Here is a 12627-nt window from a genome sequence, read left to right as displayed (position 1 = left end):
CGTGAAGCTTTATTAAAAATAGGAGCTGATTTAGAGTAAAAAACTTATAATATATTAAAATTTAAATAAGGCACTGTTTTTAATATCTTTTGGGCAACAGGCAAGATGACTGTTCCACAAGAAAAAATGCCGATCTTACCCGAAAAAATTTAATTATACTACAAAAAGCAGCAACAGGCAAGATGCCTGTTCCACAAGAAAAAGTACCTGTTTTACCATAAGAAAGGTTAATTATACTACAAAAAATGCCGATTGACCCGAATAATTTTTGTTGTGGAACAGGCATCTTGCCTGTTCGTTGTGGAACAGGCATCTTGCCTGTTCCTGATCTGGGTACAGAATGTAAATTCAAAATAAATCAATAATAAATATGGATTTTCCGATCGCCCGACAACTATTTTATCGAGAAATAAATCAGCCAGATGGCTCGATAGACCTGGCGAAAGCTGCCCTATATATGGCTTTGGAAGAATACCCAAATTTAGAGCCAGAGGAGTATCTAAATGCTCTCGACACGATCGCAGATGAAGTGCGCGATCGTCTGCCGGCACAGAATTATCCGCTGCGGATTATTCAAACTATTAACGCCTATTTATACGGGGAGTTGCAGTTTGCGGGCAATGATGTTGATTATTACGACCCCCGCAATAGCTTTTTGAATGAAGTGATCGATCGGCGTACTGGCATTCCAATCTCTTTATCTTTGGTTTATTTGGAGGTTGCTAAGCGCATTGATTTTCCGATGGTGGGAATTGGGATGCCGGGACATTTTTTAATTAGACCGGATTTTGAAGATGCTGGCATTTTTGTTGATGCGTTTAACGGCGGCGAAATCTTGTTTCCTGAAGATTGTCAAGCCAGACTTTCTCAAATTTATGGTCAACCTATGGAGTTGCAGCCGGCTTTTCTCGCCCCGGTAAGTCGCCGACATTTGTTGGGGCGAATGCTGGGAAATCTGAAGGCGATTTACTTGCAACAGGGAGATGCTGTGAGGGTACTCTGGGCGATTGAACGGATTTTGCTGCTGTTTCCCGATGCGCTGGGGGAACGGCGCGATCGCGGAATTCTCTATTATCAACTGGGACGCTTGGTAGAAGCGCGCCACGATTTGGAACTATACCTGAGAAATGCTCCGAATGCTCCTGATGCTGCTAGAATTCGCCAATTGGTCGATCGGCTCGATCGGGATATGTGAACTTAAATTTGGTATCGATCGCACACTATAGCCATCCTCGCATCATTTGTAAATTTCTTACTCCCTCCCCTTGATAAGGGAAGGGTTGGGGTGGGGTCAAAAATTTACGACTCCTGCAAGGATTGCAATATAAGAGGTGAAAGCGACACTCCATAAACTGCTGCCCGACGGCCCAATTTCGCTTTTATAATTTTTGCAAAGCTATCTAAAATTGTCAAATAGCTAAGTGTAACATATAAATTGTCAATTAATACCTATCTTTTGATAGGTTAAATTTGCTTGACATGACTGTAAAATCATAGGTCATTTACCGAACTTCCGAGTCAACTTTCCAGACTGATACCCCCACTGATACCCCCACTGATACCCCCACTGATACCCGCACAGATACCCCCACTGATACCCCCACAGACGAGCCATCTAAAAAGTATTTTGACGTAAAGAGGCACAAACTCATGAACTTTCAGTTTCAACAAGGTTATCTCACCGGAATGCAACCGCTGTCAGCCCATTTAACCAAAAGAATGTCAAAGTCTTTATCATTGGGTTTGGCGCTTTTGCTGGGAACAAGTGCAGTATTCCTAAGCAGCGACAAAGCCTTTGCATTAGATAATGTTACCGTAAAATACGGTGCTGTTGACGTAACATTACCGATGAGCGACTTACAAAGCTTTGCACAAACCGGCCAAGCATCATCTCAACTGCAAAGCGTTCTGAGTCTTGCGAAACAAACTCCCGAGTCGGTGCGCGAAATATTAACGCGAGAAGTGCCTTTAGATTCCCAATTAGTAGCGCGGCTAGCAAGCACTTATTTTGGGGAAATTGTTTTCAAAGAATTAGGCGAGGTTGCTTATGCGCCGACTGCGAGGCTTCAAAGCGTGCCCGCACTGCGCGATGCTTTAGTCGCAGCTTCCAAAGATGGCAAAATATCGCTGATTGAAGTGATGCAAAATTACAGCCCTGCGGCCTTAGAAGTTGACGGCAATCAAGCGATGGTTATCTACGAGCGAGTGATTAAAGATGTGCAAGATTTGCAAGCTTTGTATCAGAATTCCCCGGCTTTGCAAAATACCGCCGGCCAAGCGGTGAATTCTGCTAGACAAATGATTTGTCAGCCCAGTCCATCAGGAAGTGCGAAATAAATAACTGAAATTCCAGGGAATTGGGAATTGGGAATTGGGAATTGGGAACTGGTGCTTTCTTTCCCTATTAGCTCTTAATTTTCATCTATTACCAATGACCCATTCCCGATGCCCGATGCCCGATGCCCAATTACCAATTATACCTTACCCATTCTTTGAGATAGTTGCTCGGCTACCCGCTTGAGTCGGCGGAGTTGGTCTTTCATATCTTTTTCCGTCCAAGGGGCTGCCAAGCGATTGAAACCAAATCTAATTAAACGATTGGGAATTTGAAATTCAAAGCGGTTAATCAAGAGAGTTCCTTGGATTTGCGGCTGGCATTCCCAACGATCGCATCCTTTGAAAAATCCGTCAAACCCCCAAACAATTAAACCTGGTTGTCGCTCCAACACAACACTCTCTAAAGAGGGTTGCAAAACTGGAATTTTTATGATAAATAAGCTGCGACTTCCTACGGCAGTATCCCATTCGCCCTGGGGATCGCAGCGTAGCAAGGGATTGAGCCACTTGTGCATTAAAGTGCGATCGACTATACAGCGCTCCACCAGAGTAGCAGCAGCGTGAATTTCAATGGATTGCTCGAAAACTTGACGAATTGACATGAGAACCTGCAACAAGGAGGGTATTACAAAACTTTGCTTAGTTTATAGTCCTTTATTTACTTGTAACGTCAATTTTTCCAGAAATTAAAAGATTGACACACTCATAAATACAGTGTATCATCTTGAAATAAAGTATATATACCGATTATGGAGTTAGTCGAAAGGCACATCATTAAACCCAATCATAGGTTTTATCGAGAAGCCGATCGACTGTCTTGGCTGTACAAAAATCTTTACAATAGCGCTAACTACATCTACCCTCAAAACTTTTTCGCTAGCCAACAAACAAACACTCTGGCTGTTTATCACGCCCTCAAAACAAGTCCTGATTACAAAGCACTGCCCGCAAAGGTAGCACAAAGCACGATCGGCTTAGTCCTCAAAGCATGGACTAGCTACTATCTGGCGGTGCGAAACTATCAAGAAGACAGCACAAAATTTAAAACCGCACCGCAACTTCCTCATGATAAAGGCTCAAGAGATCGAAAAAGAGAGGACGGGCGCTATGTAGTTGTATTTAATAGTCAAGCAGTCAACAAAAAAGCCTTAAAAAAAGGATATGCTCGTCCCTCTGGGACTAATATTTGGTGGCTGTCAAAAGTCACCTCGATTCTGGAAATCCGGATTGTTCCCAAAGTAGGTTGTTATGTTGTCGAGGTACTCGATGAAAAGTTAGAACAGCCTTTACAAGTTAATCAGAGAGTAGCTGCCATAGATTTAGGATTAAACAATCTGGCAATATTAACCTACAATGTTCCTGGGTTAGTACCGACAATCTACGAGGGACGGGGTGTTAAGTCAAGAAACCAATACTGCAATCAAGTTTCATCGGCATTGAAATCATGGCTCCCCCTAGCGCAAAAAACCAGTAAAAAACTCGCCCGATTGTGTCACAAGCGTAACTGTAAAGTGGATTACTACCTCCACACGAGGTGTTCCGCAATTATTAAAGAACTCGTTAATCATCACATGGGCTTGCTAGCGATCGGCTGGAACCATGATTTTAAAGATGGGATTAATACCGGTAAGGTTAATAATCAAAATTTTGCCTGTATTCCCCATTGCCGGTTCGTGCAAATGTTGCAGTACAAAGGACAACGTGCGGGAATTCAAGTTGTGTTAGTTGAGGAGAGTTACACCTCCAAATGTTCAGCTTTGGATTTGGAACCAATTCAACAACATTCCGACTACATTGGCAGTAGGGTAAAAAGAGGATTGTTCAGAACCAAAACAGGACGCTTCCTAAATGCCCATGTAAACGGTTGTTTGAATATTGGCCCAAAAGCAGTCGGAGATGGGTGTATCCCAAATTCGAGAGAGGGTTTTGTAGTTAACCCAGTACGATTAAAAGTGTACAAACATTAAATTTAGGCGATGTCTAGATTTTTTGGAACTATTATTAAAGTTTCGTCTTCTCCTTGTCAAATCTGACGTTAACCTGAGAAAAAAATGAATGAAACTTGGCAAGAAATAACTCAACCGATATCGGGCCCCATAGCGGCTTTGTCCGATCGCGTTTTGGCACAGGCCCAGCCCGGGAATGCCCTGACAGATGCAGAACGCGGAATTAACAATTTCATTCAGGGCTCAAACATTGAAAATCTCATCTGGGCCGTCGGTATCCTGCTCATTGGCTTGATAGTATCAGCCCTCGTGTCTTCTGTCGTCGGGGGATTGCTAAAGAAGACTACGATCGACAATCGGCTGGCTGCTTGGATTACCGGCCGACCGGAAGGAGCTGGAGCTCCGCAAGTGGAAAAATGGATTTCCGCAGCGGTGTTCTGGATCATTTTTGTCTTTTTCCTAATTGCCTTTTTCAACCGGCTGAATCTAACGGCTGTCTCGCAACCCCTCAATACTTTTCTCAATCAAATTACCGGTTTCTTGCCGAAGTTAGCCGGCGCGCTAATTTGGTTGGGGATTGCTTGGGTGTTGGCAACTGTCGCCAAAATGGCCGTATCGCGGGCGATGCGGGCTTTTAGCGTGGACGAGCGCTTGAATCAGGAAGTGGGTGCAGCGCCCACTGAGCGCCCTTTGCTGCTGAGCGATACTGTGGCGAATGCACTGTACTGGTTCATCTTTCTGCTGTTTTTGCCGCTGATTCTCGACTCACTGGAAATGCAGCAGGCTCTGCTACCGGTTAATAATTTACTCAACCAAATTCTCGCGGCAATTCCGAAAATTCTGGAAGCTGTGCTGATTGGGTTTGTGGGCTGGCTGCTGGCTATGGTAGTGCGGCGGATTGTCACAAATCTATTGGCGGCTGCTGGGGCGGACGCTTTGGGCGCTCGGTTTGGAATTTCGCGGACTTCGGGCGGACAATCGCTGTCGTGGATTGTCGGTACGATCGTCTATGTTTTGATTTTGATTCCAACCGCGATCGCAGCTCTGAACGCTTTGGACATTCAAGCGATTTCGCAGCCTGCTGTCGCGATGCTCAACGACATTTTGGGCGCGGTTCCCAAAATATTCACGGCGGCGCTGATTCTGGCGCTTGCTTACATTTTGGGCCGCTGGGTAGGCGATTTGGTTACTAATATCCTGACCGGAATTGGCTTTAACAATGTCTTTTCTTGGTTGGGAGTGCAGGCACCGAAACAGTCGCTGAGGCTACCGCCAAGTTCGATCGATCCCGACGCAACGATTCTTCAGGAACCGGAACTTCCAGCCCGCACGCCTTCTGAGTTTGTCGGCATTGTGGTGCAGGTGGGCATCCTGCTGTTTGCAGTGGTGGCGGCTACCGACGTGCTGCAAATTCCAGCGCTGACGGCGATTGTTAGCGGTATTGTCCTAGTTGCAGGTCGGGTGCTGGCCGGTTTGGTGGTATTTGCGATCGGCTTGTATTTGGCGAATCTGGCGTTTAGTTTGATTGCCAGTTCTGGAACTCGCCAAGCGCGGCTTTTGGGCCAAGCGGCTCGGGTTGCGATTATTGCCTTTGTTTCGGCCTTGGCGCTGCAACAGATGGGCATTGGCAGCGATATTGTGAATTTGGCTTTCGGGCTGCTGCTTGGGGCGATCGCAGTTGGCATTGCTCTAGCTTTTGGTTTGGGCGGGCGCGAGATTGCGGCCGACCAAATTCGCGAATTGTTAGCGTCGTTTAAACAAGATAAGACGCCACGTTTGTAATTCTATAAAATGGCGTTTGTCAAGTACAAACGCCATTTTTTTATGATTAATTTCATTGTTAGGGTCGCGAAGCAATCGCAAAGCCTTTGAATTTGAGGATACAGCTATAGACTGTTCGGAAGCAGAGATTGATTCTTGTTTCTGGGCCGATGCCCCTAATTGAGAATGGTAAGAGCTGCATCGCCGGCCCTAAAACAACAAAACCTTCTCTATGAGAAGGTTTTATCACAATCGGAGCGGCGGGATTTGAACCCACGACCCCTACTACCCCAAAGTAGTGCGCTACCAAGCTGCGCTACGCCCCGACAGCTTTAATAGCTTAGCATAGAATTCCCGAAAAAGTCAAAAAACTTTTAAAACTTTTGCAGCCTGCACCAAAGTCGGAACCGCAGCCGCCGGCCAAAAACCCTCGCACCTCCTGCCAGCATTCAAGATCAACTGCACGCTGTAAGCTTCGGGATAGCCTTCCACCTGCACCCACAGCAAGTCGCTTTCGGCTTCAATGGCGATTTTTTCCTCGTCCATTAACTCAGAGGCCATTTGACTCATTGTGCCTGCTAATTGCCCCAACAATCGGCAAAAATCGTTTAACTCAGCCTCTGTGAGTTCGTGAGCCCAACCGTCGCCAGCCACCAAACCCTTAAACTCCTGGGCCTCCGGGTTCCATCCCAAACGCCACCCAACACCCGTTTTAATTACACGTTCCACCATTGAGGGATTTTAGATTTTAGATTTTGGATTTTAGATTAGTAGGACTTACCCATAAATACGAAAGAAAACGGGTTTTTTACCTGTGTTAAAGGCTCAACAGCAATATTTCCGTAAAAAACCCGGTTTCTGCATTCCTGAGTATTACGGTGCCAGCAACTTCGCATCTCCCGGCTGGGGCTGCGGTATCTCCGGCGAATTCGATCGCCCTTGTGGTTTTTCCCCCGCCGTCGGTGTGCGCCCACGCCCGGAATTCTCCGTAAAAACATCAACCAAAGCTTGAACCAAAGCATCCCGCTGTGCTCTATTTAACTTTTGAATAGCAGCACGATCCTGTTCCATTGGATTTGAGCGCAAAACGTCCTTTCCCGGATACACGCTTTCCACCAAATAATCTGGAGTCGCCCCCAGATAGTCAGCTAAACTCAACTTCCAATCAAAGCGGTAATTGGGCGGCCTTCCTTTGACAAATACGTGATATCGAATCAACCGCCCGACTAAAGTATTGGTAGGATCGACTTTTCCGGTTTCCTTAGAAATGTAGTTATTTTCGATCGGGAAATCCGGCAATTTTTCGTACACCAATTTCCACGCATCTTGCACCCTCACTTGTGGCGGCGCAGATTGTTGAGCGATCCGCTGCACTGAGGCAGACTCAGAACTCCGCAGCAGCGAAGGTTCCAAAGCCGACATACTCAGTTCCCCGGATTCCAATACCCAACTCAAAAGCGTGAAAATCGCTACACTCAAAGTAACCAAGAGAAAACTTAAGCCCTGCTTTAATCTATTCACGGTTTTGACAATAATTTCAAAAATAGAATAATTTCATAAACTTACCCCCAAGCAGATGTCCTAGTTTCTAATTTTAGGATTTACGCTCATCAACCCGGTTTTTTAGAAAAATCAGAGGTTTCTTAACAAGGTAACTAGGAATAAACCGGGTTTCTCGTCCCGCCCGCCCAAGTCTTGTTTAAAAAAGTTGTGAGTTTTGAGTTGACAAAAATTGCTCGCAATTCACCACTCAAAACCCAAAACTCCCAAAGTCTAGATGTCTCCGATAATTTCCGGCTGAGTCAGTTCATCCGACATCTCAAATATCGCCCGCATTACAGGTTTCATTTGATGGTCGTCCATATTGTCAAAATCTTCATAGCGACGGCGTTTTGCGCGGTTCGCCACCTGCACCGTAATCCGATAGCGGTTGGATGCAGCACTGATCAACTCTTCCGCGCGACGGGTTAGCTGAGTAGAATCGAAGGGTGGACGCTTATTAGCCATGAGACTACCTACATTATGTAATGTTACATTCTAGTCTAGTATGTCAAGATTCATAAATTACTAACTGAGTATTATTGCTTATGCAGGTAGCAACAGCCTATTCCTTTGGTCACTTGCATCGGGGAAATTCTCATCCCCTCAAATTGGTTGCTTTCGGTGACAGCTTAATCTACGGTTTCGGCGACGGTGTAGGCGGGGGTTGGGTGGAAAGATTGCGGCGCCAGTGGATGTTACCGGAGAGTGCAGGACACGTTTTATACAATTTGGGCGTTCGGGGCGATCGGGCTTATCAAGTCTCCCAGCGACTCGAAAACGAGTTTCGCCACCGTGGCGAACTCAGAAACCGTTTCCCGGATGCGATTATTCTTTCGGTAGGCCTCAACGATTCGGCGAGAGTGCAGTCGCCTACCGGGCGCAGCTACACTGAGTTTGAACATTTTAAAACTGTTTTGGATCATTTGTTAAACCTATCCCAACAACTTTGTCCGGTGATATTTGTCGGGATGGTGCCGGTGGATGAAAGTAAAATGCCTTTTCAAGATTGTTTGTATTACAGTCATGCTGACCAATATCAGTATAAAGAAGCAACAAAATTAGCTTGTGAGTTGCGGGGAATTCCCTATTTAGATATTTTTGATAAATGGATAAATCGGGGCAGTGATTGGTGGCGATCGCGCTTGATTGCAGATGGGCTGCATCCCAATGCAGGTGGGTATCAATCTTTATTTGAAGATGTGACAAGTTGGGAACCGATCGCCGCTATTAGTCATTAGTCATTAGTCATTAGTCATTAGTCATTAGTCATTAGTCATTAGTCATTAGTCATTAGTCATTAGTTATTACTCCACTCGATCGAGGGCGGACACTCTTGGCACCGCCCCTACATATATAAAGGTTCTGCATCTAGAACTCTATAAGTTCAAGGTAGATAAGGAAGATAAGCAACATAAGGATTTTAAGGAATTTAAGCATTTTAAAATTACCCAATCACCATAAAAATATTTATTTTAAAAGACCGTATCTTCCCCGCACACGAAGTAAAATTCTTCAATAATGATTACATAACTGAGGGAAAAAGCAAGTTGGGCAGAATCAATCAGCCTATCAAAAGCTTAGTTCTACTCAATAAAAAAAATGTGTAAATTGGAGAATCAAAAATGTCTGTATTACATCGCATTAAATCTGGTACATCTGTTTTATTAACACTGGGAACAGTTGCCGGAACCGCAGCGCCGATGCTAACTGCCGCGCCTGCTTTTGCTCAGACAGCTTTTTCGGATGTTAATAATAACTACTGGGCAAAAGACTTTATTCAAGATTTGTCAGAAAGAGGAATTATCAAAGGATTTCCCGATGGCAGTTTCCGCCCGGATGCACTGGTAACGCGGGCTGAATTCGCGGCAATGATCCGTTCTGTGAAAAAGGCAAAAACCCGCGCTGCTGTGAGGTTTGCTGATGTTCCGTCTAATTTTTGGGCAAGCGGGGCGATCGCAGAAGCTTACGAAATGGGATGGATGTCTGGCTATCCCGGCAATGTTTTCAGGCCGACACAGCAGATTCCTCGCGTTCAAGTTGTAGTCGCTTTAAATAACGGCATGGGCTATGAGCCTAAGTGCGATTTTCAAGATGTTCTCAGTTACTATAGCGATGCGGGTGAGATTCAAAGTTATGCTGTCAAAAGCGTTGCTGCTGCTACTGAAAAACAGTTAGTTGTCAGCTATCCTAATCCTAAATCTCTCAAACCGAACAAGGCAGCAACGCGAGCTGAAGTAGCTGCTTTTATCTATCAAACATTAGTGAGTACCAATCAAGCAAGAGCAATTAATTCTCCTTACATTGCTAAGATTGATGTTAGCGAGTCTGTTGCTGTGCAAATTCCCAGGGGGGTGACTATCCCAATTGAGTATGCAAAAGGCAAGATTTTGCTCGCCCCCAATGACAAATCTCCGATTACGCTGACTGTAGCTGCGGATATCACGGGTAATAATAGCCAAGTGGTGATACCGGAAGGCTCGAAAATTAGTGGCGAATTGCGATCGACTGCTTCGGGCGTTCAGTTTGTGGCTCAAGAATTAAGTATCATCAACGGCAGCAGAGTGCCTCTCAATGCCACTTCGCAAGTGATTACTAGGAAAGAAACTGTTACCAAGGGCGTTAATGTTGGTAATCTGGTTAAGAATACGGCGTTGGGTGCAGCAGCAGCGGCGGCGATCGCAGGTGTTACGGGCGATCGGGCGATCGCGACTGAAGAGGTGCTCGGCGGTGCGGGAATCGGGACTTTGATCGGAGTATTTTTGGGTCGAGATAAAGTCGATTTGTATGCTGTTAATCCCGACACCGATTTAGATTTGCTGTTGAATTCCGATTTGGTAGTTGGTACTGCCAGCACAGGCATTTGTAGCGCTCGATAAAGCCGATACTTAGAAATTTCCTCAAACCCCTCGCCTTGCCGGAGAGGGGCTTTATGTGTGTATTTTACCTCGCTACAGGTGCATCTAATCAAACAATTACTCAGGAATTTTTTAACTTGTAAATTTCTACGGACATCCCAAACTTTCGCGGGTAGAAACTCCCGTCACGGGATTGACACCATCTGCTTTCTCGCACAGGATACTTACTTGATAAGCGTCGATAATCGCGTCACTAAAATCAGCGCCGGAAATTGCAGCATCAAAAAACCGAGTTCGAGTCATAATTGCCTCGGTAAAATTAGCATTCATTAAATTAGCGCCGTCGAATGTAACTCTATCTGCCAAAGCACCGGAGAGGTTGGCACCTGACAAGTTGGCATTCAGCAAAACTCCCTTAGTCAAAATCGCATTAGTTAAATCAGCACCTTGAAAATTTGTTCCCCGCATTTCAGCAGCGACAAATGTTCCCCCCGCTAAATCCGAGTTGGAAAAATCGCGATCGGATAAATTAATATTTGTGTAATTAATACTTGTTTTCGGTAGGGCAAATGCCGGAGTAGCACTCAGCAGCACCCACCCAAAAGCCAACACTAAACTTAAAACCAGGCTCAGGAAAATTCGGAAGACTCTTTTCATCATGATGGGAATGGGGAATTGGGCATAGTTGACTGTTGACTGTTGACTGTTGACTGTTAACTGTTGACTGTTGACTGTTAACTGTTAACTGTTGACTGTTGACTGTGGACTAATGACTAATGACTAATGACTCATGACTGTTGACTAATGACTCATGACTAATGACTAATGACTAATTAAAATCGCTTTACCCAATCTTCGCCAACGCGAAGCGTCAAGTCAGAATTGATTTCACCGGTAGAAGATGCTTCAATTTTACCGCCGCCTAACTCTTTTTGCAGTAGATTCGCTGCCTCTAAATCGCCTTGCTGAACAATAATTTGACTGTGACGCTCCTTCTGGGGCGAATCCTGCACTACAGATACATTAAAAAAGCCCTTTTTTGTGAGAAACTCACCAACGTTTTTTGCGGTTGTCGGTTTGCTAGAAGCGTTTTGGACAGCGATTTTGAGGTTCCTGGGCAAAACCGACTCGGTTGGGTTGCGAAATCGTCCTTGGGCAAAATCCGGCACGCCCGGGTTTAAATATTGTGTCATAATGCGATCGCGCCCGATCGAATCTACAATCCAATAACTCCTCAAATCGGCTTGTTCTGAACTCGAACTTCCAGGCAACATTACCATTTTAAAATTCTCTCGCTCCAATTGCAAACCAAAATTTGCCAGCGTCAATATTTCCTCATAATTTAGGTTTGTATCTACATATTTTTGCATCAATCGAACAATTTGGGGCAAGCGCACCAATACTGATGGACTTGTGAGGCGGTTCCGAATAGCTTGAATTAAAGATTGCTGCCGCTGAATGCGACCAATATCTCCTAAACCGTCGTTGCGAAATCGAGCAAATTGTTCTGCTTGTTCTCCGTTGAGAGTTTGCCATCCCTTGGCTAAGTTTATTTTTAACTTTTGGGCGCTATCTGTATAGGACATTGGGCGAGGTACAAATACCTCAATTCCGCCCAACAAATCGACTAATTCCTGAAACGCACTGCTGCTGACTCGCACGTATCGTTCAATTTTCGTATTGTTCAGCATACTGCTAACCAATCGCGTCGCCAAAGCGGCTCCTCCTCTAGCATTGGCTTCGCTAATTTTGCTGAAGGGAATTCCGGGAACTTCGACTTTAGTATCTCGCGGGACTGAAAGCAAACTAATAGATTTATCTCTAGGATCGAGGTGAAATAACAGTATTGTATCGCTACGACCGTTAAACATCTTAGGGCCATTGGCTGCTGCTTCCGGCACGCGGTCAATTCCCAATATCAAGATATTAACTGGCCGCGACAGGCGGTATCCAGAGCGGTTGGAGGATAGATAGTCAAAGCCAGTAGCTTCTAATACTCTATTAATAATTGGCGGTTCCACGGGAGCTAACAGAGCGGTAATTGCCCCCAGAGTGGCGGAAATTGCCGCTGTGAAAACTAGGAAAAATAGCCCCACTATATACAGGAAGAATTTAGGTTTTTTTCGAGAGATTTGATCGACTGGTGTAACAAAGTCTCTTTTAAAAATTGACAAGTTTTTCATTGA

Annotated in this window: 13 protein-coding genes and 1 tRNA gene; 6 read left to right on the top strand and 8 right to left on the bottom strand. The window is 45.1% G+C overall.

The window, feature by feature from the left end:
* Positions 1–79: 79 nt before the first annotated feature.
* Positions 80–313: a hypothetical protein gene (locus tag QUB10_RS06025; RefSeq protein ID WP_333200422.1), complete on the bottom strand. Its 234-nt coding sequence runs from the start codon at positions 311–313 to the stop codon at positions 80–82.
* A 57-nt stretch (positions 314–370) separates the two neighbouring features.
* On the opposite strand from QUB10_RS06025, the gene QUB10_RS06020 reads away from it, so the two are divergent.
* The gene (locus tag QUB10_RS06020) at positions 371–1195 is read left to right on the top strand and encodes a transglutaminase family protein (protein ID WP_333200420.1); all 825 of its coding nucleotides are present in this window, start codon (positions 371–373) and stop codon (positions 1193–1195) included.
* A 455-nt stretch (positions 1196–1650) separates the two neighbouring features.
* The gene (locus tag QUB10_RS06015; protein ID WP_333157085.1) at positions 1651–2337 is read left to right on the top strand and encodes an alpha/beta hydrolase; all 687 of its coding nucleotides are present in this window, start codon (positions 1651–1653) and stop codon (positions 2335–2337) included.
* A gap of 137 nt (positions 2338–2474) precedes the next feature.
* Here QUB10_RS06015 and QUB10_RS06010 read toward each other — a convergent pair whose 3' ends face one another.
* A complete protein-coding gene (locus QUB10_RS06010) occupies positions 2475–2939 on the bottom strand; it encodes an SRPBCC family protein (protein ID WP_333157084.1) in 465 nt (154 codons plus the stop codon).
* Between the two features lie 147 nt (positions 2940–3086).
* Here QUB10_RS06010 and QUB10_RS06005 point away from each other — a divergent pair, with 147 nt between their 5' ends.
* Positions 3087–4304 carry a transposase gene (locus QUB10_RS06005; protein ID WP_333200418.1) on the top strand — a complete coding sequence of 406 codons (1218 nt, stop codon included), beginning with the start codon at positions 3087–3089 and terminating at the stop codon, positions 4302–4304.
* Between the two features lie 84 nt (positions 4305–4388).
* Entirely contained in the window at positions 4389–6065 is a 1677-nt protein-coding gene (locus tag QUB10_RS06000) for a mechanosensitive ion channel (protein ID WP_333157082.1), read from the top strand.
* Between the two features lie 231 nt (positions 6066–6296).
* On the opposite strand, the gene QUB10_RS05995 is transcribed toward QUB10_RS06000, so the two are convergent.
* The 4 genes from QUB10_RS05995 to QUB10_RS05980 all read right to left on the bottom strand — a co-directional run bounded on the left by QUB10_RS05995 (position 6297) and on the right by QUB10_RS05980 (position 8051).
* Positions 6297–6370: transfer RNA gene (locus tag QUB10_RS05995), tRNA-Pro, on the bottom strand.
* A gap of 37 nt (positions 6371–6407) precedes the next feature.
* On the bottom strand, positions 6408–6776 hold the full coding sequence (locus QUB10_RS05990) for a DUF1818 family protein (RefSeq protein ID WP_333200416.1): 369 nt from the start codon (positions 6774–6776) through the stop codon (positions 6408–6410).
* 141 nt (positions 6777–6917) lie between these two features.
* The gene (locus tag QUB10_RS05985; protein ID WP_333200415.1) at positions 6918–7565 is read right to left on the bottom strand and encodes a hypothetical protein; all 648 of its coding nucleotides are present in this window, start codon (positions 7563–7565) and stop codon (positions 6918–6920) included.
* Between the two features lie 252 nt (positions 7566–7817).
* The gene (locus QUB10_RS05980; protein WP_333164099.1) at positions 7818–8051 is read right to left on the bottom strand and encodes a DNA-directed RNA polymerase subunit omega; all 234 of its coding nucleotides are present in this window, start codon (positions 8049–8051) and stop codon (positions 7818–7820) included.
* Between the two features lie 80 nt (positions 8052–8131).
* On the opposite strand from QUB10_RS05980, the gene QUB10_RS05975 reads away from it, so the two are divergent.
* Both QUB10_RS05975 and QUB10_RS05970 read left to right on the top strand, forming a co-directional pair.
* On the top strand, positions 8132–8824 hold the full coding sequence (locus tag QUB10_RS05975; protein WP_333200413.1) for a GDSL-type esterase/lipase family protein: 693 nt from the start codon (positions 8132–8134) through the stop codon (positions 8822–8824).
* Positions 8825–9208: 384 nt separating this feature from the next.
* Positions 9209–10462, top strand: a complete 1254-nt coding sequence (locus tag QUB10_RS05970) for an S-layer homology domain-containing protein (protein ID WP_333200411.1) — start codon at positions 9209–9211, stop codon at positions 10460–10462.
* A 126-nt stretch (positions 10463–10588) separates the two neighbouring features.
* Here the strand turns inward: QUB10_RS05970 and QUB10_RS05965 are convergent, their stop codons facing one another.
* Positions 10589–11098, bottom strand: coding sequence for a pentapeptide repeat-containing protein (locus tag QUB10_RS05965; protein WP_333200475.1), 510 nt, complete (start codon positions 11096–11098; stop codon positions 10589–10591).
* 176 nt (positions 11099–11274) lie between these two features.
* Positions 11275–12624 carry an LCP family protein gene (locus QUB10_RS05960; RefSeq protein ID WP_333200409.1) on the bottom strand — a complete coding sequence of 450 codons (1350 nt, stop codon included), beginning with the start codon at positions 12622–12624 and terminating at the stop codon, positions 11275–11277.
* Positions 12625–12627: the final 3 nt, after the last annotated feature.

The organism is Microcoleus sp. B5-D4, from assembly GCF_036705145.1.
Classification (GTDB): domain Bacteria; phylum Cyanobacteriota; class Cyanobacteriia; order Cyanobacteriales; family Microcoleaceae; genus Microcoleus.
The sequence above is the reverse complement of the archived record's forward strand: the minus strand, read 5'-3'. Positions and strand labels throughout refer to the sequence as shown.